Raw genomic sequence first — 26700 nt, 5'->3', positions numbered from 1 at the left:
TGGGAACAGCCGCCGGCGACACGCTCATCTCGTTTCGCGAGTGAGGAATTCGAGGGCGACGCGTTCGAAGTCCTGCTTCTTCTCGACCTGGATCCAGTGCCCGCACTGCGAGAAGGTGTGCAACTCGACGTCGGGTAGCCAGCGGTTCGCGAAGTGCGCCTGGTCGTAGGGGAGCATCCGATCCTCGCGGCCCCACAGCATGAGTGTTGGCGTGGTGATGGAATCCGGACGCTTCCAGAGAGGCGTGTAGGTCTCGCGCAGGGTGGGGTTGAACATGGCCCCGAAGATGGCTCGTGTCCGGTCGATGACGCCGTCGGCGGTGGCGTTGCGCATCCGTTCGTCGACCAACTCGTCGGTGACGAGGGACTTGTCGTGAACCATGGTGTTGATCCACTCGACCATGCGCTCACGGGTGGGTTCGGAGAGGAAGGCGAACAGTCGCTGGAAGCCCTCGCTCGGTTCGGTCTGGAACATGCTCACCGACATGCCACCTGACCCCATGATCGCCATGCGCTCCACCCGATCGGGGAGGTGTCCGGCCATCTCCGCGGCGATGGCCCCGCCCATCGAATTGCCGATGAACACCGCCGACTCGATGCCGAGTTCGTCCATCAGTCGTGCAATCCACCGTGCGCCGGCGAGCGTGTACACCTCCTTGAGCTCGGGCAGGGCCGTGCCGCCGAAACCCGGGAGATCGGGCATCACCACACGGAAGTGCTCGGCGAAGAACGGGAGGTTGCGGCCGAAGTTCGACCATGCGGTCACACCGGGGCCTGAGCCGTGGAGCATCACGAGCGGACGGCCTGTCCCCGCCTCGTGATAGTGGAAATCGAGACCGTCGATCGTCGTGGTGGCGGAGGTCGTCTCGTAGGTCAACTCGGCAGTCATGTCTTCCGGCCTCTCGTCGGGGTGTCACCGGTGGATGGGTCGTGGAAAGCTGTTGTGGCACTGCGGTGATTCCGATCACGCGCACTACCGATCACGGGTGCTCGACCGGTCTTCGGTACCCGAGACCTCAGACGCGACGGTAGGCCGCCGTGTGCACCGCGGGGCGGGCGATCCCGGACACCGGGACGGTGAACCTGCGTCGTCCACAACCGCCCTGGTGTGCCGGAAACCGTCCACTACTTATAGCACTTGTTCAACTATGAGAACCGGCGAATCCGATACCTGACGGGGAGGTTGGCGCCGATCTCGCTCAGTGGAACGTCCATGTGCGCCCCGGAGCAACCCGGCCACACTTGGTGAAGGCTTTGACTAGGTGAACCAGGTCAGGAGAGGGGCGGCGTGTGAGCGACGTGGTCATCTCGGATCCAGAGGCGTCTGCAACGGGCGCGCCGAGTGCGCCGCACGTCCCGGGGGAACAGGGGCTGTGGGTCTTCCTCCTGGGCGACATGGTGATTTTCGCGGTGATGTTCGTGGCCTTCCTGGTCGATCGCGCCAAGGACCCGGATCTGTTCGGGGCGGCTCGGGAATCGCTCGATCTCACCATCCCGGTGACGAACACGATGGTGCTGCTGGTCAGCTCGCTCGTGGTCGCGATCGGTCTGACGTGCGTGCGATCGGCCGATCATCGCAGGGCGGCAGCGGTCTTCGCGACGGCGATGGCGTGTGCCATCCTCTTTGTCGCGCTCAAGGCGGTCGAGTACGTCCACCTCGTCCACGGCGGAGACGGACCGGATTCGAATGCCTATTTCATGTGGTTGTTCATCCTCACCGGCATCCACCTCTCCCATGTCGTGATCGGGGTGGTGGTCATCGGGATCCTGTTGCTGCGAGCACGTCGGGCGGTACGGGCGGATGGCCGCGGGCGCATGTTCTACGAAGGTGGAGCGTGCTATTGGCACATGGTCGACCTGCTGTGGATGGTGCTCTTCCCGCTGGTCTACCTGGTGGCGTGATCGCATGATACTCAGCGACGTGGTGGGCCGACGGTACGTACGGACATGGCTGATCCTCGTCATGCTGGCGGTCGTCATACCGATCGTCAGTCTGGAGACCCACGCCGGAACGGCAGCGGCGGTGGTGGTTCTGGCCCTTGCCGCGTACAAGGTCCGATTGGTGGGGCTCGACTTCATGGAGATCAGAAGCGCCCCGAAAGGCCTGCGGTGGGTCTTCGAAATCTATTGCGTAGCACTGTGGGTCGTACTCGCAGGCGCATTTCTGCTGCTGTGAGCGGCGCGAGTGAATCCGGGCATCGGAGCAACGAGAGAACACAGGAGGAAGTCATGTCGGACAACGAAGAGAACTATGACGTCGTGGTGGTCGGATCCGGCGGCGGCGGGTTGATCGGCGGGTACATCGCCGCCTCCCGGGGCCTGCGGACCCTCGTCATCGAGAAGACGGATCAGGTGGGCGGCACCACGTCGTATTCCGGTTCCGGCCTGTGGTTTCCGGGCAGTGCGCCCACCAGGCGAGCGGGCATCGACGACTCCGATCTGGAGTCGGCGCGGCAGTACATGCGGAAGGCGGTCGACGATCCCGCCCGCGAAGAGTTGCAGGATGCCTACCTCTCGGCCGGTATCGCGCTGATCGACGAACTCGAACAGAACACGTGGTTCCAGACGTTCGAGCATCAGCCGGTCCCGGACTATCTCGAGCATCTGGAGGGGGCCACACCGCACGGTCGAAGCATTTTCCCACCGCCGATCGCGGTGAACGAGGTGGGTGACAAGGCTTCCATTGTGCGGAAGTCGATATACACGGAGCGCTATGGGCACACCGAGGACGAGATGTTCGTCGGAGGGCGTGCCCTCATCGCGCGAGCGTTGTCCGCCTTCCTCGCGACCGGCAACGGCGTGCTCAAGCTGAACACCGCACTCACCGGACTCGTCGTGGACGGTGACCGGATTGTGGGCGTCGAGGCGCTGAGTGAGGGCGAGCCGGTGCGGTTGCGAGCCGGGCGAGGAGTCCTCTTGGCGGCGGGCGGGTTCGAGCACAATGCCGAACTGCGAGCCAAGTACGGCACGTTGCCGTCCAATGCGGAGTGGTCGGACGGAGTCGACTCCAACGTCGGCGATGCCCTCGTGGCAGGCATTGCGGTCGGCGCGGAGACGGACCTGATGGACGAGGCCTGGTACGTGCCCGGCACCGTCCAGCCCGACGGAAAGCCGGTGTTCCAGACCGGTATCCGCGGAGGTATCTGGGTGAACGGTGCCGGTGAACGATTCGTCAACGAGCTCCGTCCGTACGACCAGGCCGGCCATGTGATCCGCGACGGAGAGCGTGAGGCCGAAGGCTCGCACGCTCCCGCGTACTGGGTGTTCGACCACAAGGCGTTCGAACGAGACGGATTCGGCGGCAAAGGGCCTGATGTTCCGGTGTCGGCAGAGTGGTTCGAGTCAGGAGCACTCAAGAAGGCCGACAGTCTCGAAGAGCTTGCCGAGTTGATCGGCGTACCGCCCGCCGCACTGGTTGATTCGGTGAAGACCTTCAACGGATATGTGGAGGGCGGTGTCGACGAGGAGTTCCACCGGGGCGAGAGTGCCTGGGATCAGATGTTCCAGTTCATCGTCGGGTACCCGGCCCTGCCGGAGCAGAACTTCGTGGTCCCGTTGCCCGCCGAAGGTCCCAATCCGCTGCTGACGGCCACCGACACCCCGCCGTACTATGCGGCGACCATCCTGCTCTCCGATATCGGGACGAAGGGAGGGCTCAAGACCGACGCGAGCGCCCGGGTGTTGCGTGCCGATGGGCAGCCCATCAGGGGGCTGTACGCGACCGGCAACACGATGGCCGCGATGTCGGGTCCGGTGTATCTCGGCGCGGGGACACCCATCGGGTCGTCGCTGGCCTTCGCCTACCGCGCCGCCCTCCACCTGGCGGATGACACGGAATGAGCTGACGTGTCGGCGTGAAGGTCGGCCACCTGCCCGAGCCACGGTTCCTCAGGGAACCGTGGCTCCCTGGTCTCTGACGGCCTGGTCTCGGACGGCCCGGTCTCTGGGGGCCGGTCTCCGAGGGCCGCGTGGTGCGGCCGATGTCGGCAACGACGAAAGGTGCTCCCGCGGAGTACGCGGGAGCACCTCGGGTCGGGTCGGCGACGGGGTGTGCGAGGCCGACAGGTCAGACGAGGACGGGCACGGCCTCGTCCGCGGTTTCTGCTTCCTCGGACTTGACGGCCTTGAGGAGGAGCAGAGGTGTCGCCACCTTCCAGACCAGGTACGCGAGGCATGGAAGCCAGAAGGCGAACAACCCATTCCAGGCCAGCGGTCCGGACGTGAACACGTAGATGAACGCGCCCGGAGCGAGTACCACGGCGAGGGTGAAGTTGAGGTAGGCAAACCAGCGCGGGAAGATCGGCTCGGTGCGCCTGTCGATGAGCACCGCGATACCGATCACGACGCACTGCAGGCAGAAGATGAATGCGAAACCGACGTAGGCGAAGTAGAACAGGTCGGTCATCAGCTGCAGGATCTCCGGTGACCTGCCGGCGGCGCGATAGGCGGCCGCCGAGAGGATGAACATCGGGTAGAAGAACCCGATGGGTGCCACGACACCGGTGAGGACCTGGGTCATGGTGAGCACTCCCCAGCCGCGCTCGATACGACGCATCTGCCAACTGGTGGTCACCACGAAGAAGTATTCGAGCGGGATGACGAAGGAACAGATGACCGTGGTCCAGAGGATCCCGGAACGGTTGTCCACGATCCAATCCTTGACCTGCTGGCCCGACCATTCGGGGTCGATGGGTGGTTGGACCTTCGACAGCATGAAGAAGCACACGCCGACCACGGCCATGACGAGGAAGCCCGACCACGCCGAGAAGCGTTGGAACTTATACAGGTAGCCCTTGTCTACATCCACTTCACCGTCTCCTTGGTTTGATTGTGGTTGTGCCGCTGCGAGAGATGGGTCGACAGACGGCGGACACCTCACAGTGTGATGAACGCCGCACCGGTGCCAGTGCGCGATTCCGTTCACCGGGACGGGCCGACATGTGAACGCGCCGAGGCGTTCCCGGTGAGCGAGATCGTAGCTGTCTCGCCGGTCACGTGTCCCTACGCTTCTGGTCAGGTGCTTTGTCGAAAACGTGTGAGGAGAACGGATCATGACCGAAGCAGGGCCTGAACGGCCACGGCTCGCCCATTGTGGGGCCATCGCGCTGGGCACACCCAGACTCGAGACATCAGTCGGATTCTTCCGCGACATATTGGGCATGGAAGAGGTCGAAAGGGTCGGTGACACCGTCTATCTCCGTGGTTATCAGGAGATGAAGCACCACTCGCTCGTCCTGTTCCAGAACGAGACCGCGACCGTGGATTCGTATAGTTTCCGGGTGCAACGGCCGCAGGACGTCGAGTTGTTCTACAACGAACTCGTCGCCCAGGACGTGGAGGTCGTCGAGCTGCCGTCCGGCCACCAATCGGGACGGGGCACCGCGATCCGCTTCCTGGTGCCGCATGCGGGACATGCGTTCGAGCTCTACTACGACATCGAGGCCCCGAAGGCTCCGGAGGAGATCCGCTCGAAACTGCTCAGCAATTCGTCACGCCGTCGTGGACTCGGCGTCCGCCGCCTCGATCACTACAACATCCAGGCCAATCTGGAGAACGTCGGCAAGGCCGAGGAATGGCTGCGCGAGAACATGGGATTCAAGCGGCGCGAATTCGTCTACATGCCAGAGGCCGACGACATGCTGATCGCGTCGTGGAACTCGGCGACCTCGCAGGTCCACGACCTCGCGATCGCGATGAGCATGACCGGCGAGGACGCCCAGCTCCATCACGTCGCCTTCAACATCGAGAACCACAGCGATCTGCTCGTGGCGGCGGACACGCTTCGTGATCTCGACGTCAAATTCCATTGTGGGCCTGGGAAACACGGAATCGGGCAGGCGATGTACCTCTATCTCGAGGAGCCGGGTTCCGGACATCGGATCGAGCTGTACTCCGGTAGCTACCACATCTTCGATCCGGATTGGGAAGCGCTGGGATGGACGCCGACCAACCCGGACGGGATGACGTGGTTCGGTCAGGAACTCGACGTCACGCAGGACGGCTCGATGGCGTCGTCGACCGATTCGGTGTCGTCGGTGACATCGCTGCTCGGTCAGGCGGCGGCGGTCGGGCAGGCCTGACCCACGACTGGCAGGCGGCTGCTTCGCGCAGTAGCGAGAAGTGCTGGAGCCGTGGCCAATTCGGAATCTCGACCACCGGGATGCCGTCTGACCGTGGGTTCGAACCCGCTCTAATCTGACCGAAGACCCGCGGGCACGGCACTCGCACAATTCCCACGTTCGAAGCTCGATCTGGACAAAGTCGAAGACGGAGAGCAGATGTCCAACCAACGCTATCTACACCTGAACCTGGTCGGCAACGAGATCAATCACCACCAGGGCGCGCCCGCGTACGAGCGCGACCACGGTGGCGGCCCGAGCCGGCGCAATGCCTATCTTCCGATCCTGGAGATGGGCAGGCTCGCCGAGGAAGGCCTGTGTACGGCGATGTTCCTCGGTGATATCGCGGGGACCGCGGGGTCGCCCGCGCCGGATCACGGCCCGCCGGAGCCCATCACCGCGTTCGCGGCGCTCGCCTGCCAGACGCGATACCTCGGCCTCATCGCCACCGCCTCGACGTCGTTCTACGACCCGTACAACCTCGCCCGGCTCCTCGGCTCGCTCGATCAGATATCCAACGGCCGCGCCGGCTTCAACGCAGTCACCAGCGTCAGTGAGGAATGGGCGCTGAACTACAGCAAGGAAAGCCATCCCGACCGCAAGACCCGCTACCAGATAGCCGACGAGTTCCTCGATGTGGTGACCGGCCTCTGGGAGAACCGCGAACTGCGGTTCGATCCGGACGGCATCAGGCGCTTCTACGCCGATCCGATCAACCACCAGGGCAAGAACTATCAGGTCCTCGGCCCGCTCAACGTCGCGCCCAGCCCGCAGGGCCGACCGCTGATCGCCCAGGCCGGGGGTTCGGGCCCGGGCATCAAGGTCGCGGCCAAGCATGCGGAGATGGTGTTCACGAATGCGAACACGCGTGAGCAGGCGGCCGAGTACCGGGCGCAACTCGACCAGGCGTTGGCCGAGGCCGGCCGGGCGAAGGGTACCGTCCCGGCGATCCCCGGTCTGATCCCATATCTCGGCCGGACGCTCTCCGAGGCCGAGGAGAAGCAGCGCGAGCTCGATCAGCATGTCGACTACGAGCTGTACGCGCCGTTCGCGCTGGTCCAGTTCGGGCTGGAGTACACCTTCGACAGCATCGATGATCCGTTCCCGCTCGACCAGCTCCCGAAGCCCGAAGACGTCCAGGACACCATCAAGAGCACCTACGGCAACTACGTCGGCCTCTACACCTGGATCACCGATCATCCCGGTGCCACGGTGCGCGATGTGACCGCTCACTCGTTGGCCAGGGGTGGTGCGCAGCATCGTAAGTTCATCGGTTCCTACGACGATTTCGTCGAGGACCTGGCGACCTGGCACGCGGACGGTCACGTCGGTGGTTTCAACCTGATGTTCCCCACCGGGGTCATCGACATCCGTGAGTTCGTCGATGAGGTGGTCCCCCGTCTGATCGACCGGGGCATCTACCGAGGACGGCCCGACTCGCGTCCTCTCCGTGAGCGGTTCGGCGCGTGAACATCGGGCACGGCAAAGAGGCTCACGCCCAGTGATCACGTGTCACGGCAACACCTTCGGTCAGATTCTCTCGAGAGAGGTGAGTACGAGATGACGCTCCCCGAGCAGGCACCAGGGCCGCAGCCGGAGTCCTACGACCCGGAATGGGTACGCGAGAAGTACGCGTACGAACGCGCCAAGCGGCTGCGTACCGACGCGGTCGGACAGTTCATCGAGGTGACGGCCGAGTTCTCGCACTACGCGGACGATCCCTACACGGAGTTCGTCGAGCGCGACCCCGTCGATGACGAGGTACAGGTCCTCGTCATCGGCGCCGGGCTGGGCAGTCTGATCGCGGCTGTCCGGTTGCGGGAGGCAGGATTCGACGACATCCGGATCGTGGACAAGGCGGGTGACGTCGGTGGGACCTGGTACTGGAACCGCTACCCGGGCGCCCAGTGCGACATCGAGTCGTACATCTACATGCCCATGCTCGAAGAGCTGGACTACATTCCCCAGCGCCGGTACGCATTCGGCCCGGAGATCCGCGAACACTGTGTGAGGATCGCCGAACACTACGATCTCTATCGCAATTCGCTCCTGCAGACAGTCGTCACGGAGATGGTCTGGGACGACGGCGCACGGAAGTGGACGGTGACGACGGATCGGGGGGACCGGATCAGAGCGACGATCGTGCTGGTCTCGCCCGGGCCGCTCAGCAGGCCGAAGCTGCCCGGTATCCCCGGCATCAACTCTTTCGAAGGGCACACCTTCCACACGAGTCGCTGGGACTACTCGTATACCGGTGGTGACGAGACAGGTGGTCTGGATCGACTGCGCGACAAACGTGTCGGGATCGTCGGCACCGGAGCCACCGCACTGCAATGTATTCCGCATCTCGGAGAGTGGGCCGGCCAGCTGTATGTGTTCCAGCGGACGCCTGCCGCGGTCGACGTCCGGGGCGACCGGCCGACCGATCCGGAATGGGCCGCGAGCCTGCAGCCGGGATGGCAACGCGAACGGATGGAGAACTTCACGCAGGTGACCGGCGGTATGGGCGCCGACGACGATCTCGTGGGCGACGGGTGGACTCAAGTAGCGCTCGAACTGACCGGTCCCGCGGTGATGAAGGAGATGGAGCGTCGCGGCACCGCCATGTCGATGGAGGAGATCGCCGATTTCCTGTTCGAGGAGGACTTCAAGTCGATGGAGCGCGTGCGTCGGCGCATCGAGTCCCTCGTCGAGGACCGCGAGACTGCCGAACGGCTGTTGCCCTGGTACAAGCGACAATGCAAGCGACTCAGCTTCCACGATGCCTACCTGCAGACCTTCAATCGGGACAACGTCGAGTTGGTGGACACCGACGGCCGCGGACTGAACCGGCTGACCCGCGACGGCGTGGTCGTCGACGACGTCGAATACAAGGTCGACGCGCTCATCTTCGCCACCGGTTTCGAGGTGGCGACGAACTACACGAGGCGGGCAGGGTTCGACATCACCGGTCGTGGTGGAACGCGTCTGAGTGACAAATGGGCCAAGGGGCCGCGCACTTTCCATGGACTGCAATCGCACGACTTCCCCAATTGCTTCTTCCTGGGATACACCCAGACGGGGATCGCGCCCAATTACGTGCACACCGCCGAGGAGCGGGCGCGTCATGTGGCGTACATCCTCAAGGAGTGGGCGAATCAGGGCGGCGCGCTGGTGGAGGCCGACCAGGAGGCGGAGGACGAATGGGTACAGACCATGGCCGAGAGCACGGTGATGGGCAAGCAGTTCTTCGCCGACTGCACACCGAGTTATCTGGATTCGGAAGGTGACACCGAGAACCCCGACAGCCTGTTGTCCGCGGGATACGGGGGCGGTCCGGTCGCCTTCTTCGAGATCCTGGAGAAGTGGCGTGCCGCCGGGACCATGGAGGGTGTGACGGTCGAATGATCTCGCGGGCGCCCGGTGGTGTCAGGCTTCTGGCAGGCCACCACCGGGCGCTCGTGTCTGCGAGGCAGTCGTTGCGTGACGGCAGTCCGGGAGCGGCCCGGTCAGGCGAAGCGGCTGCCGTGAATGAGTTTGTCGGAGATCGTCCGTGCCGCACGGAGCACCATCGGGGCGAGGGGCTCCAGAGGGCTTGCGTGGCGCGTCACGATGGAGATCGCGCCGACGGGTCCGTCGGCGTTGCGTACGGCCGCACCCACGCACGCCAGATGTCCGAAACATTCGCCGCGCTCGGTGGCCAGACCGTTCCGTGCGCGAATCCGGGCGAGCTCCTGGTGCAGCACGACGATGTCACTGATGCTGTAATCGGTACGGCCACTACGGATCACGCTGGCATACTGATTGTCGACATATTCGGGCGACAGGTTGGCCAGGATTGCCTTGCCTGCTGCAGTGCAATGAGCGGGGGCCCGGCCACCGACCTGGGACGGGACCCGATGGCCGTTTCGTCCACCGAACATGTCGAGATAGTAGATCTCCGAGCCGGCCAGAGACGCGAGATGAACGTACAGGCCGGTACGAAGCGCCAACGCTTGCAGGGTGTCCGAAGCCGCCGAACGTAGTTCGTGCTGAGCGAGTTCGCGTCCCCCGAGCGTGAGCGCGAGACTTCCGAGGCTGTAGTGGGTCTTGGCGTGGATGAGCCAGCGACACTGCACGAGCTGATCCAGGATCCGGTGTGCCGTCGATCGCGGCAGACCGGTGTGCTGGGTGACTTCATCGAGAGTGAGCCGGGCCAGCGGCCGGTCGAATGCCTCCATGATCAGCGTCATCCGCTCGACCATCGACAGAGGCAAGGTGTTCTGCACGTTCACCGCGCAGTCGTCGGTCAGCAATGCGGTCATGTTGCACCATCCAAAGTGATCGGCCCAGGGTGCCTGGGGTTCGCATGTGTGAATTTTGCAGTGAGGTGACGAGTGACTACCGGCGTCGTCAGCCGGCCCGAGAACCACGCACGTGCCCGGCCACGGAGTAGCCGATGATCTGCAGATGATGACGGGCAGCGAACACCTCTGCCTCGTCTCTGTCGAGGAGCCCGTCGGCTCGGCGGCCGGTGCCGACCAGGGTGGCGAACACCGCTGCCACCGAACCGGCACTCTCGGCCAGTCCCAGTGCAAGACCGGCGAGTTCGTACCACGGAGGGTTCACGGCGACCCGAACGGGGAGGACATGTCCTGGGCGCGTGAAATCGCTCGGCACGCAATCGCGCCGGCCCAGGGTGTTGATGGTCTGCGTCCGGTCCGTTGCCGAGATACCGGTGCCGGTGCCGGCCGCGGCATCCACCCCGACGCACTGCTGGGAGGCCCGCCGGTCGACCGTGGGAGCCACGGGTGGGAGCTGCAGGCGGTCACAGCGCGCATCGGGGAGCGCCACCTGCAGGAATCCGGAGGTGTGGCGGACGAGGAACGCGGTGTGCTCGGTGGTCAGGCGATCGGCGACGCACACGAGATCGTAGCGGGGCGAGGTGCTGACATCATCGCAGATCATCACCATCTCGCCGCGTCGGAGCCGTGACACCGCCTCCCGGGCCGAGGCTGAATCACCTTGGTCCTGAAGAGAATCCCCAAAGTCCATCCCGAGATCGAGGAGAGAGCCGGCACTCATCGGGATCAATCCGATGCCGGCAGCGGCGACGCGGCCTTGATGGTCAACGGAGTCCCGTCGATGGCAAGCGCGCCGTCGCCTGGCTTGGTGCAGAGCAGTTCGATGTCTCCACCGTCGGTGCAGTACCGCTTACCGAGTTGCGTGGCACCCGTTCGAGGAGGTTCACCCGTGGTGGCCGGGGGAGTCTCGCTCATCGGCGCACCTCCGCAAGTCAGTTCGAGATCACCTTCGTCCCAACGGATCACGACGACGGAAGTGGTGTCGACGGTGCTGAAGAGTGCGTTGCCGGGTGAGGGTTTCATCTGGTGTGCCTTTCTGTTCGGTTGGCTGTGTGCTGTGAAACGGCGGGACCGTCGATGCGGCCGTGTCCGTCGTCAGAACGACAGCGTTTGTCCGATGATCTTGTCGTGCTCCAATCGCGCGATGTCGCGGTCTGACAGTCCGAGACCGGACAGGATCTCGGCGTTGTGCTCGCCGAGCAACGGGGCCGCTCTGACGGTGAACTCACCCCGCCCCGCAGAGAACGTCAGAGGCAACGTGCTGTGGGAGGCCGTCCCATTCACGGAGTGCTCGACCTGCGCGAAGAAACCGCGCGATTGCAGCTGCGGCAACTCGGCCTGTCGGTGCGGCTGCATCACCTTGCCGACGGGGACGTCGACACTCCAGAGTCGCTCGACGATGTCGTCGTCGTCGAGTTCTCTGCACCACAGCGCCACGTGTTCGTCGATGAGATCGTGCTGTTGCCGGCGGCCCTGGGCGGTCAGTAGTGCGGGGTCCATGGCCCAGTCGGGGGAACCCAGTGCGGATCGGAGCGAGAGCCACTGCTCGTCGGTCTCGACCGCGATGGCGACCCAGCGATCGTCGCGCCCGAACTCGTCGACTCCCGCTGCCTGATAGAGGTTCTGCGGCGCCGCAGTCGGTCCCCGGTTTCCGTCTCGGGTCAGCAGATTGCCGTATGCCGAGTGTTCGACCACCTGCTCGGCGGTGACATTGAGCGCCGCGTCGATCATGCTCGCCTCGACGAGCGTTCCCTCGCCGGTCTTCCGGCGATGTTCGAGTGCGATCAACAGCCCCAGCAGCGCATGGACTCCTGCATTCGGATCCCCGATGGAATAGGGCTCGACGGGATTCTGGTCGGGATGTCCGGTGAGCCAGGTGAGGCCTGCCGCGTCCTCGATGACATAGGCGAAGGCGGCTTTGTCCCGCCATGGTCCGTCGAGCCCGAATCCGGGCATGCGGACCATGATGATGTCCGGGCGGAGTTCTCTGACCGAGTCGTAGTCCATCCCGATCTGGTCGAGCACCCGCGGAGTGTAGTTCTCCACCAGCACATCACACGTCTTGACCAACTCTCGGAGCAGTTCCTGGCCCTGCTCGGTCTGGATGTTGATCGTCACGCTCTTCTTGTTCGTGTTCAGGCCGGAGAAGATCGGCGACTTCTCCCACCAGAGTTCTTCTGTCATCGGGACTCCGGCGATCATCCGGGTGCCGTCCGGGCGTGAGGTCGACTCCAGGTGGATCACCTCGGCCCCGAGCATGGCGAGTACGTGCGTGCACGACGGGCCGGCCCAGAAGGCGGTCATGTCGAGAACCCGGACGCCCTCGAAGGGAAGCGCGGACGCGTCACCCCGGGCTCCGCCTTCTGCCGTGGACCGGTCGCCTGCCTGCGACGCCTGCGTGCGGTACGCGTCGGTGTGCTCTCCCAGCGTCGGCGCGTTGTCCGGTTGAGGGAGTGCGAAGGCACTCATCCGGTACGGGTGACCGGGCTGGCTGAAGCCTTTCGAGGGGTTCTTGATGAACGAGCCGCGCTCGTCGTGGTGGGGCATACCGGTGACGTTCGCGCCGTTGGCCACCGGGGAGTTCGGTATCCGGAAAGCGGTGGCCTGCTCGCACACCTCGTCCACGGTGCGGGCACGAATCCATTCGTAGATCTCCGGGGCGACCTTCGCCGCGGTCTCGGTGATGGCCAGTGGGTTGTCCCGGTCGATCCATTCGGGATGACCGACGAGCACGCAGAGGTCGAACCACTGCTGGGCGGTGGCAACCCCGACCGCCACCATCCCGTCGGATGCCTGCGACACACCGGGGACGAAAACCGATCTCTCTGATCGGAACGGCCGCTCGCGTAGCTCGAGGAACGTCACCGGGTGGTAGGTCAGACCTTGGATCTGGGTCTCGAGCATCGACAGGTCGATCAGATCTCCCTGTGCGGAGTCGGCGCGCCTGCGCAGTGCCGTGAGCGTGCCCGCTGCGGCGTATGCGCCGGCGAACCACTCGCCGATCCGGCCACCGACATGGACCGGGGCGCGATCCGGTGCCCCACGTCCGAGTCCGACGATGCCGCCCGACCAGGCTTGGAGTGTGAATTCCGTTGCTGCCCTGTCATTCCAGGGGCCCTCGAGTCCGAAAGGTGTGATCGCGGTGACAACCAGGTGCGGATGAGCGGACCGGATCGCCTCCGGACCGAAGCCGGGACGAGCCGCGAAACGTGATTCACGGGACCACACCACGACATCGGCTCGAGCGAGCACGCCGTTCAGTGTCTCGAGATCTGCCTCGTTGTCGGGATCGACCACCACACTGCGCTTCGAGCAGGCGAGGTGGGTGAACAGCGCACCGTCGGAACCCGGCTCGACCGAAGCACCTGAGGCAGACCAACCGCGCAGCGGATCGCCCTCGGGTGGCTCGATCTTCACGACCTCTGCGCCGCCGTCGGCGAGCACTTTCGTGCAGTAGGCGCCGGCGATACCGGCCGACAGATCGACGACGACGTATTCGTCGAGGGGGAGGTGCGTGGTGGACATCGCGGTAGCTGACCTTCCGGTTCGAGCGGGAATGTGCCGGGTTCGGGAGAGTGATGGTGGTTCAATCGGCCCGTCGTCGGCCCGACTTGCTCAACCTGAAGTCGGGTGGGAAGAGATCGTCGTTGTCCTTCACCGCATTGTTGATTCCGCCCGACACCGTGTCCTCGTCCAAGACCAGGTCTTGTGCGTCCGGATGTGCATATCCGCCAAGGGATTCGAACAGTCCGGTCAACATGCTTCCCAGGTATTCGCCCTGGGACTGCTTCATCATCTCGAAGAACATCTTCTGCATGAAGACGGTGTCGGTGGGTCGGGTGCGCGCACAGGCGAGCGCGTACTTGTCGGTCTCGCTCTCGAGCTGGTCGCGAGGAACCACCCGATTGGCGAAGTTGCAGTCGTACATTTCTTGGGCAGTGAACGGCCTGCCGGTGAAGACCATCTCCTGGAATCGGCGAATCCCCATGGTCTGCGCCCACGTCCACATCCTGGGACCGAAGCCGATGTAGCGAAATGCCGGATGTCCGAACAACGTGTCGTCAGAGGAGATGAGCAGGTCGGCGTCGGCAGCCTGATAGAAGTGCCACCCATAGCAGTAGCCCTTGGCCTCGACGATGCTGATCTTCTTGAACTCCTGCAGGCTGCGGCAGCCTGCCGCGGAGTTCGCGTACCACTGCGTCAGCGTGGCGCCGTGACGGAACGAGCCGGGGGGCGGGAAGTTGATCGCAGACTCGTCGTCGACGCGGAGTTCGCGCATCCGGGCGAGATTGGTGGAGTCTGCTTCCATCTCCATGGCCTCGGGGATGTCCGCACCCGAACCGAGGTTGGAGCCGACGCCGCGGATGACCACGACCTTGACATCGTCGTCGACGTTCGCGCGATGTAGGAGGTCCGCGTAACGCAGTCGGGCATCGGCCGTCGGTGCGTTGAGATGATCCGGGCGGTTGAACGTGATGGTTGCGATCTTTGTCGCCGGGTTCTTGTCATAGAGAATGATCTCTTCAGCCGAGGGACGTTCGTTCTGAATGGTCGATGCGTCTGTCATGCTGACACCCCTCCTGTCGCCCATGAATGCGCATCCTTGTCTTCGAATCTTGTCGAAGAATGGATCGATCGCTCACGGTTGAAATGTGGTGGTCGAATATCATCTGTTGTGCGCACTGAATTGACCGGCTAGCGGTCGGGCCCGAATCGGGTTCCGATCCTGCCGAGGTCGGATGAGTGCGAAGGTCCTGTGCCGGCCCTCGCGCCCATGAGTGCAAGTGAACCGCATCACAGGCGAGAAGTCAATCAATCGATTGACTTAGTGTGGATAAACATCTGCTCGTGCAGGTCACCGGTTCGGCGTCCGGCGCGCGGGGTGGACGAACGGGCGCTTGTCGGCCCTGCGGATATCAGACCGGGGAGATCTCAGACCGGGGTGACGGGCGCGGTCCATATTCCGACCAGTGCATCGACCAGCCCGGTCGCCATCTCGGACCAGGTCGCGCGGATCAGCGGCAAACCGTCGGCGAGTGCCCGCTCGCGTTGTGCGCACATCTGGATGATGAGGAACATGGCGCAATCGGTGCGCTCGGGCAGTACCTGGGTGGGGAAGAAGGGCAGGCATTTCAGGAGGCCGTCGACTGTCTGCTGCAGTGACGGCGATTCGCGCCAGGACTCTTCGAGCAAGATGTCGCTCAGTTCCGGATCGGAGATGAGTTGAGCGCCGAACCTCGCGAACCAGGTGGGAGAGCCGAGTTCGTCGAACCGGTTGGTGATGGGACGAACCTGACATTCGAGCCAGTCGCGGAGCTGATTGGAGCCGCTGATCTGTTGGAGGAGGGCCTCCCTCGAGGGTTCGATACCCCGGTGGAAGCGGCTGACCAGGGCCCGGATGAGGTCGGTCCGGTTGCCGAAGTGGTATCCGACGACGGCGGTGTTTCCTTGGCCTGCGGCTTCGGCGATCTGACGGTTGGAGACCGCATAGATGCCGTTCTCGGCGAACAAGCGCTCCGCGGTGTCGAGGATGAGCTCCTGAGTGGCCTCCTTCTTGCGCCGGCGCGGGGCAGGCTTGTCGGCCTGCCACTCCTCGGACGCGCCGCCCGAGGACTCAGAGGGAATCGTGACCACGTTGGGTGACCTTTCTTGCTCATCGCTTCGCCCGTCCGGGCATGTCGTTTCGGCCACCGTCCCCCCGTGTCCGGGGATGCCGACCGGACTCGGTTCTCGCTCCAAAATTAGGCCAATATCGGTCATGTGTAAAACAGCCGATTTACCGTATGGCCGACGGAACAAGTTTCAGTAGTGCCTTTGAACTGCAGGTATCCGTGTGAACCGCTGCGCGTCCGGGGCTCGGGCGGCGGCTTGGGCCCGGTAGACACGAGGAGTCGCCGCGTTCGCGGCGGTGCTCCTGCGCCGTGATATGCGGTGCTCGATGGGGTTATCGCCGCAGATTCGGTGACCGGGACGGCAAAAGCCCAGGATGCAGGGCGATCGCGCACGTGCCGCCTGCGTCCCGCGGGCACCGTTCCGGCTGTTCGTGATGTCCAGTTTCAATCAATCGCTTGACAAGTTTGGGTCGCTGCTGCGAGTCTGTCAACACAGTAGTGAGACCCACGACACACTGCGAACATACCGGGATCGCTGTCGGAGACGTTCACCGTTCGGCGAATCTGCGGCGCTGCGGCACCGGATGAGCGTTCGAACCGATCAGTTCGAACCGATCAGTCCGTGGCAAGAAAATGTACACGCCGCCATGTGGCGCCGACTGACATTCTTTTGTGGCCTTGGTGTCTTTTGTACGTGAACAATTGATGTAGAAATCCATTCGTGTCCATTCGCACATGAATATCACCATCGATTCCGAAGGGTGGCCACATAATGGCCGATGAGTTGTCCGGGAAAGTCGCCATTGTCACCGGCGGGGCGTCGGGGCTGGGGCAGGGCATCGTGGAGAAGTTCGTCGCCGAGGGCGCGCGCGTGGCGATCGCCGATGTCGACGAGGAGGGCGGACTTGAGCTGGCCTCGGCGTCCGGTGACTCGACCTTCTTCCGTAGGACGGATGTGTCGGACCCCTCCGACGTCGCAGGACTCGTCGACGACGTCGTCGAGAGGTTCGGCCGACTGGACGTGATGGTCAACAACGCAGGCGTCTCGGGCACCATGCATCAGAGTTACCTCGATGACGACCTGGCCGATTTCGACCTCGTGATGGGCGTCAACCTGCGAGGTGTGATGGCGGGGACCAAGTACGCCGCGCGGCAGATGGCGACCACGGGCGGTGGGGCGATCGTCAACATCTCGTCGATGGGGGGCATCCAGGCCGGCGCCGCGGTGATGACGTATCGGGCCTCGAAGGCCGCAGTGATCCACTTCTCGAAATCGGTCGCCATTGATCTGGCGCAACATGATATCCGTGTGAACTGTATTGCGCCCGGGAGTATCCCTACTCCGCTTCTGGCATCGTCGGCGGCGAAGATGGGTGCCGACGCGGAGACCTTCACCGCGATGGTGCGCTCGATGATGGCTGCGAACCGACCGCTTCAGCGCGAGGGTAGCGCGGAGGACGTCGCCGAGGCGGCGCTGTTCTTCGCGACCGACCGGTCGCGGTACGTGACCGCGACGTTGCTACCCGTTGACGGTGGCACGGTCGCCGGCCCTCCCGCGAAGACCATGCAGGGCGCCCAAGCGTCGCCGCAGTCCGATGGCGAACCAGCGCTCGCGGGTGCCCCCAGGGCCGACGACGCAGGGTGATCTGACATGACGGTCCACACCGACGTTCTCATCGTGGGGGCCTCCGCGGCCGGGCTTGCGACTGCAGAGGCGTTGCGGCGCGGCGGTTTCGACAAACGAATCATGCTGCTCGGGGCGGAATTGCACGCGCCCTATGATCGGCCCCCGCTGTCGAAGCAGGTGCTGTCGGGGGCATGGTCACCGGACCGGACGCAGCTCCGGTCGGCCGAGTTCATCGATTCGCTGGCTCTCGACATCGCGCTCGGCGAGACGGCGGTCGCGTTGGATGCCGCGTCGCGCACCGTGCAGACCGACCGCCGGGCGGTCACCGCCGACCACGTCGTGATCGCCACCGGCGCGCACCCTCGGAGACTTCCTCAGCAGCCGGAGTTGGCGGGGCTGCACTCATTCCGTTCGCTCGCCGACGCCTCGGCGCTGCGTGGCGATCTTCTGGAGGCCGGCCGGTTGGTGGTGGTCGGTGACGGGGTACTCGGTGCCGAGCTCGCGGCGACGGCGTGCGGCATGGGTGTCGACGTCACCGTTGTCGGACCGCAGGCCGGACTGATGGAATCCCAGCTGGGACCCGTTGTGGCCCGCATGCTCACGGAACATCATGTCGCACAGGGTGTCCGGGTTCGTCCGGACACCCAGGTCGTGGGGTTTGCCGAGGCAGGTCGGCGGGTGACCGGAGTCCGATCGGCGACCGGCGACACCGTGCCCGCCGACGTCGTGGTGGTGGCGATCGGTGCCGTTCCCGCCACGGACTGGCTGTCGGGCAGTGGACTGCACGTCGACGACGGCGTCGTGTGTGATCAACGGTGTCGGGCCGCCGACGGAATTCACGCCGCCGGTGACGTCGCACGGATCCGAGACGCGACGACCGGAATGTCGTATCGCCGGGAGAACCGGACCAACGCGACCGAACAGGGCATCGCGGTGGCGGCAGACATCCTCGGGGTCTCGACGCCTGCGACCCCGATCCCGTACGTCTGGTCCGATCAGTTCGGGGTGAAGATCCAGGTCGACGGATCGATCCCCCGCGACGCCGAGATGTCGGTTCTCGACGGGGATCCGTCGGCCGGACGGTTCGTCGCGAGTTTCCAGCGTGACGGCGTGGTGACCGGGATTCTCGGTTGGAACATGCCGAAGCAATCCCGACGACATCGCGGTCGGATCGGAAGCGCGATGCCCGATGTGGACGAGGGCGCCGCGTGAACAGAGCGCATACGGCGCCGACAACCGTGTCCATCGCCACCGGAACAGCCCCGTGTCGTCGCGCGTGCTCTCGGGCGACGGCATCACGTTCGCCTGCGAGCGACACCCAGGTAGGAGAAATCGATGAAGATCACGATCGACCAGGACAAATGCATAGCTTCGGGCCAGTGCGTGGCTGCGGCCTCCGACGTCTTCGATCAGCGAGACGAAGACGGTATCGCCTTCCTCGTCAACGATGACCCGCCAGAGGACGAAGCCGACGACGTCCGGCACGCCGCTGCCGTATGTCCTGCGTTGGCGATTCTCGTCGAAGACTGACAACTTCCAGCACAGCCGACACACGAAGGATCACATCTGATGTCAGACACGGCAACCGAACTACGCAACGAGACCGCGCCGCACTTCCCGATGGACCGGGACATGCGGTGTCCCTTCGCCCCGCCGGAAGGCACTCGAGTCCTTCGGGAGAAGAACCCGGTGAGTCGTGTCGAGATCTGGGACGGCTCCAAGCCGTGGCTGGTCACCGGCCACGAGCAGCAGAAGGCTCTGCTCAACGATCCGCGGATCAGCGTGGACGAGACGCTCCCGGGGTTCCCGCACTGGAACGAGGGCATGGCGGCCAACGTCTCGATGCGGCCCAAGTCGGTGTTCAACTCGGACGGAGAGGTACACGCCCACTTTCGCCGGATGATGACCCGGGCCTTCACTTTCAAGCGGGTGACGGCCCTGCGACCGTTCATCCAGCAGACCACTGACGAACTCATCGACGCGATGCTCGACGGTCCGAAGCCGGGCGATCTGGTCACCGCGCTCGCGTTGCCACTCCCGTCGATCGTCATCTCTCAGATGCTCGGCGTGCCGTATGAGAATCACTCCTTCTTCCAAGAGAACTCGGTGAAGAGCGTGGACCGGTACGCGACGCCGGACGACAACATGCAGGCGTTCGCGGCGATGTTCATGTTCATGAACGAACTCGTCGAGCAGAAGATGACCGACCCGGCCGACGACGTCCTGAGCGACTTCGCCAGACGTGCCAAGGACGGCGAGATCGAGCCTGCCGAGGCCGCGCAGATGGGCCTCGGCATGCTCATCGCCGGACACGAGACCAGCGCGAACATGATCGCACTGGGCACTCTTGCTCTGCTGGACAATCCGGAACAGCTCACACTGCTGCGCGAGTCCGATGAGCCTGAGGTGATCGCGAACGCGGTCGAGGAGTTGATGCGCTACCTGGGCATCATCCACAACGGACAGCGGCGCATCGCCACCGAGGACATCGAGATCTCGGGACAGCAGATCCGCGCGGGCGACGGTGTGATCCTCGAGCTCGGGTCGTCGAACTGGGACCCGGCCGCCTTCCCTGAGCCCGAGAAACTCGACCTGACCCGTTCCGCACGGCATCACACGGGTTTCGGGTTCGGTCCGCATCAGTGCATCGGCCAGCAACTGGCACGTGTGGAGCTGCAGATCGTCTACAAGACCCTTTTCCGTCGCATTCCGGACCTGCGGGTCGCATGCCCGCGCGAGGAGATCGAGTTCAAATCGGACCGTCTCGCCTACGGCGTCTACGCGCTACCCATGACGTGGTAGACCCCGGCGCACCGAGAACCGCTGAGTCTCAGAGCTGAATGAGGTACTGCAATGCGTGAATGGGACTACGAGACCGACTTTCTCGTGATCGGATCGGGAGGAGGCCTGGTCGGGGCGCTACGCGCGTCTGCCCTGGGTATGGACGTCCTGGTCGCCGAGAAGTCCGAGATGATCGGCGGATCGACGGGAATGTCCGGAGGCGTGATCTGGCTCCCGGACAACCCGCTGATGGCGCGCGACGGTGCCGCGGATTCGCTCGCGGAGGCGACGGCGTACTTCGATTCCGTGGTCGGGACGGCCGCGGAATCCAGTCCGGCGGCGTCGGACGCACGGCGCCGGACATATCTGGTGGCCGGCAACAAGATGTTCTCCTTCCTCGAGAGTGAGGGTGTCCCGTTCCTCCGTATCGACGGGTACAGCGACTACTACGCGGGAGTCCGCGGTGTGGTGGGTGGCAAGGCCCGGTCGCGGTCGGTCGAGACGCCGGCCTTCGACGTCAAACAGCTCGGGGAATGGGCCGCGCGCCTGCGCCCACCCGTGGCCGGCAACATGACGATGTACACCGGGGAGGCGGCGTATGCCTCGAATCTCTTCACCCGCAAGGGTATGTCGGTGATGACGCGCGTCATGGCGCGGACCGCGCTGGGACGGCTGCGCGGCAAGAAGAACGTGACCAACGGTGCGGCCCTGATCGGCTATCTGCTCAAGGCGTTGCTCGACCGAGGCGTCCCGGTGTGGCCGGAGACCGCACTCGTCGAGTTGATCGTCGAAGACGGTGAGGTCCGTGGCGCCGTGGTGGACCGAAACGGTACGAGCCTGCGAGTGCGTGCTCGCGCAGGTGTGTTGATCTCGGCAGGCGGGTTCGCGCACAACGGCGTGATGCGGGACGAGTTCTCCGGCGGCCAGCCCGGCCGGCCGGAATGGACCAGTGCGAATCCCGGGGACACGGGTGAGGCGCTGCAGATCGCGATGAAGCACGGGGCGGCCACCGACATGATGGACGAGGCATGGTGGCTGCCGTCCTGGTTGATGCCCGACGGCGTGCCGTCGATGTGTATCAGCGAACGGAGCAAGCCACACTCGATCATGGTCGATGCCAAGGGGAATCGATACTTCAATGAGGCGATCGCGTACCAGGAGGCCGGACAATGCATGTTCGAGCACGAACGGACCGTCGGTGGGGCCCTGCCGACGTGGCTGATCATCGATTCCCGACACCGATCGCGATACGTGTTCGGGTTCGCGCCACCCGGCCGGACTCCCAAGGACTGGATTGCCAGTGGTGCGATGAAGAAGGCAGCGACTCTCGAGGATCTCGCCGCACAATGCGGTATCGACCCGGAGGGTCTCGTCGCGACGGTCGCCCGGTTCAACGGTTTCGCGGAATCCGGTGTGGATGAGGACTTTCATCGCGGAGAAGGCGACCACGAGAAGTATCAGGGTGACATCACGCACAAGCCGAACGCCTGCCTCGGGTCGGTGGCCAAGGGCCCGTTCTACGCGGTGCCGATGTACCCGGGCGACATCGGGACCAACGGTGGACTGCTCTGCGACGAGAATGCGCGAGTTCTGACCGACGACGGGCGGCCGATCTCCGGGCTCTATGCCGCGGGCAACTGTACGGCGTCGGTGATGGGGCGGAAGTACCTGGGCGCCGGTGCGACGATCGGGCCGTCGGTGGTGTTCTCCTATGTGGCGGCCGAAGACGCGGCGGACCGGGTCGAGTCACCTCGGCCGTAGCACACCTTGCCGCACAGCAGAACTCAGTCCCCGGACGGAAATCCTGTCCGGGGACTGTGGCTGTGGCCTGGTGGCCGATCTGTACGCGTGGTGTCGATACCTGGGCTAATCCTCGATCGAGATGGCCCGGCGCGGGCACTGGCGCACCGCGTCGCGGACCTCCTCCTCGATCTCCGGGGTCACGGTGTCACGGAGCAGGTGGAGGTTGTCGTCGTCGTCGAGATCGAAGACCTCGGGCGCGGCGCCCACGCAGAGGCCGTTGCTCTCACAGACGCCGAAGTTCACGTCGATCTTCATGCTGATCCTCAAAGACTTTGGGCGGGTGCGGGACTCGCCTCCCATGGGGACAAGTCCCGCACCCGCCGCGTCGGCTACTTCAGGCAGGCGCCTGCGTCGACCGGCAATGTGACGCCGGTGATGTACCGGGCCTCGTCGGAGGCCAGGAACAGGACGGCGTTGCTGATGTCCTCCGGTTCCACCCACGGGACCGGCAGCGTGTTCATCATCTGAGACAGGGGAGCGAAGTCGTCGGGGCCGGGGTTCTCCAGATCCGGACGGAACATCTTGTAGGTGGCGTCGTTCATGATCATCGCGGTGTTGACCTGGGTCGGGTGGACCGAGTTGACGCGGATGTTGTTCTGCGCCAGCTCGATGGCGAGCGTCCGCATGATCCCGATGACACCGTGCTTGGCGGTGACGTAGTGCCCGCAGAACGGATAGGACTTGAGGCCGCCGACGGAGCTGGTGAGCACGATCGACCCGCCACGGCCACCCGCGACGATATGCGGAATCGCGGCTTTCGCGGTGTGCCACACCCCGGTCATGTTGACGTCGATCATGTCCTGCCAGGTCTTGCGGTCCATGTCCTCCAGCGACGATCCACCGGTGGCGATACCGGCGTTGGCGGCCACGATGTCGAGGCGCCCGAGCTGGTCGACACCGGTCTGGACGGCCTGGGTCAATGCGTCGAGGTCACGGACGTCGACCTTGGCGGTCACCACCCGGCGATCGTGGGCCTTCACGAGCTCGGCGGTCTCCGCCAGATCGTCTTCGGTGGCCAGATCGAACGGCACACCGTCGATGGGCTCGCAGACATCGATAGCGATGATGTCTGCGCCCTCCGCGGCCAGACGTACGGCGTGGGTGCGGCCCTGGCCGCGTCCGGCGCCGGTGATGAAGGCGACCTTGCCGTCTACTCTTCCGGTCATTGAGATTCTCCTTCTCGATGGTGACGTGCCCGGCCTCTGTCGGGCGGGTGGGATCAGAACGTGGACGGCAGTGTGTCCCAACCACGAACCGTCGAGGTCGGTGACAGTGATGCCTTCGAGAGATCGACGTCCCACTCCGGGAACCGCTTGAGGATCTCCTCGATCGCGATGCGTCCCTCGAGACGTGCCAGGGCGGAGCCGAGGCAGAAGTGGGTTCCGACGCTGAAGGTCAGGTGCTGCTTGGTCTTCCGGTGGATGTCGAAGGCGTCCCCGTTCGGGAACTGACGGTCGTCGCGGTTGGCCGAGGCGATGAGCATCATCATCACACTGCCCTCCGGCACCGTCTGTCCATGGAACTCGACGTCGCGGGTCACGTAGCGGGCGACGTGCGGAGCAGGTGCCTCGAATCGCAGGAGTTCTTCGATGGCGTTGGGGATGAGATCGGGATTCTCGACGAGTTCACGCCGTTGGTCGGGGTGCTCTGCGAGGACCTTGCCTGCCCAGCCGATGAGTCTGGTGGTGGTCTCGTTGCCGGCACCGGACACCACGTTGACGTAGGTCAGCAGTTCGTCGCGGCTCAATTTGCGGACCGTGCCCGTCTCGTCTTCGAACTCCACGTTGAGCAGTTCCGTCATGATGTCGTCGGAGGGATGCTCGGCGCGCCAATCGATGTAGGCGCCGAAGATGTCACCGGAGACCATTCCTTCCTCGGCTGCCTTCATCGGCTTGCCCTCTTCGGTGCGCATCTGGTCATTGGCGAAGTCTCGGATGGCCTCCTGGTCTTCCTCCGGGATGCCGAGCAGCATGCCGATGACCTTCATGGGCATCTGCGCGCCGAGGTCCTTCACGAAGTCGAATGTGCCGGTTCCCACCAGAGGGTCGAGCGATGCCGCGCAGAACTCCCGGACCTGTGGTTCGAGAGCGAAGATCTTGCGGGGGGTGAACATCCGGGCGAGCAGCTTGCGGTGGATGTCGTGAATGGGGGGATCCTCGAAGATCAGCACCCCTGGCGGGATGTCGATGTTGGCTTTGATCAATTCGAGGATCGCGCCCCGGCTGGAGCTGAATGTCTCGTAGTCGTTGAGGGCGGCGGTGACGTCCTCGTGCCTGCTCAGGGCGTAGAAGTCGTGCTCGGAGTTGTAATAGAGCGGCGCCTGTTCGCGAAGAGCTCTGAACATCGGATACGGGTCGGCATTGAGCTTGACGTCATACGGGTCGTACCGGACGTCGTTTGTCGTACTGCTCGTCACTGGGGGATGGCCTCTCGCGCGGACTGCTTTGCGGATCTGAACAGCGTCGATCGCGGCTGTGCGATCGGCACCTTCGCCCAGTCTGGGGTAGGCGGCATCGGTGAACAACCGTGATCTCACTGAGCGAGAGTAGGGCTCGCGAAGCCAAGAGCGTGTGGCACGCTTCCGAGATATCAACGCGCGCCGCAGATCTGGCGTGCAGGTCTGAGATCGCATATGCCATGGCGATTCCCATCGATGAGAATCACGTTCTCCGGGAGGGGTTGAGGGAAGATGAACATGCGAATGCCCGCGGCGTCGGTGAGTACGTACCGGTGACCCCGGCACATGGCACCCGCGACGCACCCGCGGTCAGCGGAATGCTTGCCCGCTACTCGGCTGCTCCCCTGAAAGCGGTTGGCGGACTGTTCATGATGGGCGCGGATGCGGTGGGGTTCGCCTTCCGCCGGCCGTTTCAGGGGCGCGAGTTCATCGAGCAGTCCTGGTTTGTCGCCCGGGTGTCGCTGATGCCGACCGTTCTGGTGGCGATACCGTTCACGGTGCTCGTGAGCTTCACCCTCAACATCCTCCTTCGCGAACTCGGAGCCGCCGATCTCAGCGGTGCGGGCGCCGCATTCGGTTCCGTCACACAGGTCGGCCCCATGGTCACCGTGCTGATCGTGGCCGGTGCGGGCGCCACCGCGATGTGCGCGGACCTGGGTTCGCGCACGATCCGGGAAGAGATCGAGGCGATGGAGGTTCTCGGCATCAATCCGGTGCAACGACTCGTCACACCTCGAGTGCTCGCATCCGGGCTCGTCGCGTTGCTGCTGAACAGCCTGGTCTGCCTGATCGGTGTCGGTGGCGGCTATGTCTTCTCGGTCTTCGTCCAGGGGGTCAACCCTGGCGCGTTCGCCGCCGGGATCACCTTGCTGACCGGTATGGCCGAGGTGATCATCTCATCGGTGAAGGCGCTCGTGTTCGGGCTGATCGCCGGCGTGGTCGCGTGCTACCGCGGGCTGATCGTCTCGGGCGGGGCCAAATCCGTCGGCAACGCGGTGAACGAGACCGTGGTGTACGCGTTCATGGCGCTGTTCGTGGTCAACGTCGTGATCACCGCCATCGGTGTTCAATTGACGGCGAGGTGAATGGTCTTGTCACTCATATCATCACCGAAGATCGCACGCCACGGGTCGAGTCCTAGCGTGATTCATCCCCGCCTGCGCCGCGAGATCGGCCGCCCGGTCGGCGCGCTGGGCCGCATCGGAGATCATGCGATCTTCTATGTCCGCGCGTTGCGCAGTGTGCCGCATGCGGCCTTCCACTACCGGCGCGAGACGATCCGGCTCATCGCCGAGACGAGTATGGGCGCAGGGAACCTGGCGCTCATCGGTGGCACCGTGGTGATCGTCGGGTTCCTCACCCTCGCAACCGGCAGCACGCTTGCGGTACAGGGATACAGCACGCTCGGCGACATCGGCATCGAAGCGTTGACGGGGTTCTTGTCGGCCTTCATCAACGTGCGAATCGCGGCGCCGGTGGTCGTGGGTATCGGTCTGGCGGCGACCTTCGGTGCGGGTGCGACGGCCCAACTCGGAGCCATGCGGATCAGTGAGGAGATCGATGCCCTCGAATCGCTGGGCATCAATCCGGTCGCCTACGTCGTCGGCACCCGGATCGCCGCCGGCATGGTCGTGATCGCTCCGCTGTACGCGATCGCCCTGATCGCATCGTTCGCGGCATGCCGGTTCACCACCGTCATACTGCTCGGCCAGTCGTCCGGCCTGTACGCGCACTACTTCTCGACGTTCCTCAACCCGCTGGACCTCGTCTGGTCGTTTGTACAGGCCTTCGTGATGGCGTTGCTGATCTTGCTGATCCACACGCACTTCGGGTTCTTCGCGAGCGGTGGGCCGGCAGGCGTCGGTGTGGCGGTCGGTGACGCCGTCCGCACATCGCTGGTCGCCGTGGTGACGGTGACGCTGCTGGTGGCCCTGGCCATCTACGGCTCCAACGGAAACTTCAATCTATCGGGCTGAGGC

At 64.4% G+C, this 26700-nt stretch carries 24 protein-coding genes; 13 read left to right on the top strand and 11 right to left on the bottom strand.

Features of this window, described 5'->3' with window-relative positions; translation table 11 throughout:
* Positions 1–24 precede the first annotated feature (24 nt).
* Positions 25–888, bottom strand: a complete 864-nt coding sequence (locus IDF66_RS08280) for an alpha/beta fold hydrolase (RefSeq protein ID WP_164307406.1) — start codon at positions 886–888, stop codon at positions 25–27.
* A 401-nt stretch (positions 889–1289) separates the two neighbouring features.
* Here IDF66_RS08280 and IDF66_RS08275 point away from each other — a divergent pair, with 401 nt between their 5' ends.
* From IDF66_RS08275 to IDF66_RS08265, 3 genes are read left to right on the top strand one after another with little or no spacing between them, the layout of a single operon-like run.
* Positions 1290–1901: a cytochrome c oxidase subunit 3 gene (locus IDF66_RS08275; RefSeq protein ID WP_203589058.1), complete on the top strand. Its 612-nt coding sequence runs from the start codon at positions 1290–1292 to the stop codon at positions 1899–1901.
* Positions 1902–1905: 4 nt separating this feature from the next.
* On the top strand, positions 1906–2175 hold the full coding sequence (locus IDF66_RS08270) for a cytochrome C oxidase subunit IV family protein (protein ID WP_190266479.1): 270 nt from the start codon (positions 1906–1908) through the stop codon (positions 2173–2175).
* A 53-nt stretch (positions 2176–2228) separates the two neighbouring features.
* The gene (locus tag IDF66_RS08265; protein ID WP_190266478.1) at positions 2229–3839 is read left to right on the top strand and encodes an FAD-dependent oxidoreductase; all 1611 of its coding nucleotides are present in this window, start codon (positions 2229–2231) and stop codon (positions 3837–3839) included.
* 226 nt (positions 3840–4065) lie between these two features.
* Here IDF66_RS08265 and IDF66_RS08260 read toward each other — a convergent pair whose 3' ends face one another.
* Positions 4066–4806: a hypothetical protein gene (locus tag IDF66_RS08260; RefSeq protein WP_190266477.1), complete on the bottom strand. Its 741-nt coding sequence runs from the start codon at positions 4804–4806 to the stop codon at positions 4066–4068.
* Positions 4807–5050: 244 nt separating this feature from the next.
* Between IDF66_RS08260 and IDF66_RS08255 the strand changes: the two genes are divergently transcribed.
* The 3 genes from IDF66_RS08255 to IDF66_RS08245 all read left to right on the top strand — a co-directional run bounded on the left by IDF66_RS08255 (position 5051) and on the right by IDF66_RS08245 (position 9505).
* Positions 5051–6079 carry a VOC family protein gene (locus tag IDF66_RS08255; RefSeq protein ID WP_164307402.1) on the top strand — a complete coding sequence of 343 codons (1029 nt, stop codon included), beginning with the start codon at positions 5051–5053 and terminating at the stop codon, positions 6077–6079.
* A gap of 198 nt (positions 6080–6277) precedes the next feature.
* A complete protein-coding gene (locus IDF66_RS08250; RefSeq protein ID WP_190266476.1) occupies positions 6278–7588 on the top strand; it encodes an NtaA/DmoA family FMN-dependent monooxygenase in 1311 nt (436 codons plus the stop codon).
* 90 nt (positions 7589–7678) lie between these two features.
* On the top strand, positions 7679–9505 hold the full coding sequence (locus IDF66_RS08245) for a flavin-containing monooxygenase (protein WP_190266475.1): 1827 nt from the start codon (positions 7679–7681) through the stop codon (positions 9503–9505).
* 101 nt (positions 9506–9606) lie between these two features.
* Here the strand turns inward: IDF66_RS08245 and IDF66_RS08240 are convergent, their stop codons facing one another.
* The 6 genes from IDF66_RS08240 to IDF66_RS08215 form a co-directional block, all read right to left on the bottom strand.
* Complete coding sequence (locus IDF66_RS08240; protein ID WP_164307399.1) at positions 9607–10401, bottom strand: IclR family transcriptional regulator; 795 nt, start codon at positions 10399–10401, stop codon at positions 9607–9609.
* 88 nt (positions 10402–10489) lie between these two features.
* Positions 10490–11074, bottom strand: a complete 585-nt coding sequence (locus IDF66_RS08235) for a 3,4-dihydroxy-2-butanone-4-phosphate synthase (RefSeq protein ID WP_317628632.1) — start codon at positions 11072–11074, stop codon at positions 10490–10492.
* Between the two features lie 92 nt (positions 11075–11166).
* Entirely contained in the window at positions 11167–11355 is a 189-nt protein-coding gene (locus IDF66_RS24025) for a hypothetical protein (RefSeq protein ID WP_317628631.1), read from the bottom strand.
* Between the two features lie 180 nt (positions 11356–11535).
* Positions 11536–13965 (bottom strand): CaiB/BaiF CoA transferase family protein, encoded by a 2430-nt coding sequence (locus tag IDF66_RS08225; protein WP_190266473.1) that lies wholly within the window; start codon positions 13963–13965, stop codon positions 11536–11538.
* 61 nt (positions 13966–14026) lie between these two features.
* Positions 14027–15007, bottom strand: coding sequence for an enoyl-CoA hydratase/isomerase family protein (locus IDF66_RS08220; RefSeq protein WP_190266472.1), 981 nt, complete (start codon positions 15005–15007; stop codon positions 14027–14029).
* Positions 15008–15372: 365 nt separating this feature from the next.
* Positions 15373–16074, bottom strand: a complete 702-nt coding sequence (locus IDF66_RS08215) for a TetR/AcrR family transcriptional regulator (RefSeq protein ID WP_317628630.1) — start codon at positions 16072–16074, stop codon at positions 15373–15375.
* 750 nt (positions 16075–16824) lie between these two features.
* On the opposite strand from IDF66_RS08215, the gene IDF66_RS08210 reads away from it, so the two are divergent.
* The 5 genes from IDF66_RS08210 (at position 16825) to IDF66_RS08190 (ending at position 22221) form a co-directional block, all read left to right on the top strand.
* A complete protein-coding gene (locus IDF66_RS08210) occupies positions 16825–17697 on the top strand; it encodes an SDR family NAD(P)-dependent oxidoreductase (protein WP_190266471.1) in 873 nt (290 codons plus the stop codon).
* 6 nt (positions 17698–17703) lie between these two features.
* Positions 17704–18891 (top strand): NAD(P)/FAD-dependent oxidoreductase, encoded by a 1188-nt coding sequence (locus IDF66_RS08205; RefSeq protein ID WP_190266470.1) that lies wholly within the window; start codon positions 17704–17706, stop codon positions 18889–18891.
* A 123-nt stretch (positions 18892–19014) separates the two neighbouring features.
* The gene (locus IDF66_RS08200; RefSeq protein ID WP_164307391.1) at positions 19015–19209 is read left to right on the top strand and encodes a ferredoxin; all 195 of its coding nucleotides are present in this window, start codon (positions 19015–19017) and stop codon (positions 19207–19209) included.
* A 39-nt stretch (positions 19210–19248) separates the two neighbouring features.
* Positions 19249–20481 (top strand): cytochrome P450, encoded by a 1233-nt coding sequence (locus IDF66_RS08195; protein WP_164307390.1) that lies wholly within the window; start codon positions 19249–19251, stop codon positions 20479–20481.
* A gap of 51 nt (positions 20482–20532) precedes the next feature.
* Entirely contained in the window at positions 20533–22221 is a 1689-nt protein-coding gene (locus IDF66_RS08190) for an FAD-binding protein (RefSeq protein ID WP_190266469.1), read from the top strand.
* Between the two features lie 105 nt (positions 22222–22326).
* Here the strand turns inward: IDF66_RS08190 and IDF66_RS08185 are convergent, their stop codons facing one another.
* The 3 genes from IDF66_RS08185 to IDF66_RS08175 all read right to left on the bottom strand — a co-directional run bounded on the left by IDF66_RS08185 (position 22327) and on the right by IDF66_RS08175 (position 24679).
* The gene (locus tag IDF66_RS08185) at positions 22327–22518 is read right to left on the bottom strand and encodes a ferredoxin (protein WP_203589060.1); all 192 of its coding nucleotides are present in this window, start codon (positions 22516–22518) and stop codon (positions 22327–22329) included.
* Between the two features lie 74 nt (positions 22519–22592).
* On the bottom strand, positions 22593–23429 hold the full coding sequence (locus tag IDF66_RS08180) for a mycofactocin-coupled SDR family oxidoreductase (RefSeq protein ID WP_164307388.1): 837 nt from the start codon (positions 23427–23429) through the stop codon (positions 22593–22595).
* A gap of 53 nt (positions 23430–23482) precedes the next feature.
* Positions 23483–24679, bottom strand: coding sequence for a cytochrome P450 (locus IDF66_RS08175; RefSeq protein ID WP_164307789.1), 1197 nt, complete (start codon positions 24677–24679; stop codon positions 23483–23485).
* 359 nt (positions 24680–25038) lie between these two features.
* Here IDF66_RS08175 and IDF66_RS08170 point away from each other — a divergent pair, with 359 nt between their 5' ends.
* The gene (locus IDF66_RS08170; RefSeq protein WP_190267390.1) at positions 25039–25806 is read left to right on the top strand and encodes an MlaE family ABC transporter permease; all 768 of its coding nucleotides are present in this window, start codon (positions 25039–25041) and stop codon (positions 25804–25806) included.
* Positions 25807–26697: an MlaE family ABC transporter permease gene (locus tag IDF66_RS08165; RefSeq protein WP_164307387.1), complete on the top strand. Its 891-nt coding sequence runs from the start codon at positions 25807–25809 to the stop codon at positions 26695–26697.
* The last annotated feature ends 3 nt before the right edge of the window (positions 26698–26700 follow it).

The organism is Gordonia hankookensis (assembly GCF_014673215.1).
GTDB classification, from domain to species: Bacteria; Actinomycetota; Actinomycetes; order Mycobacteriales; family Mycobacteriaceae; genus Gordonia; species Gordonia hankookensis.
This window is presented reverse-complemented; position numbering and strand designations above follow the sequence as displayed.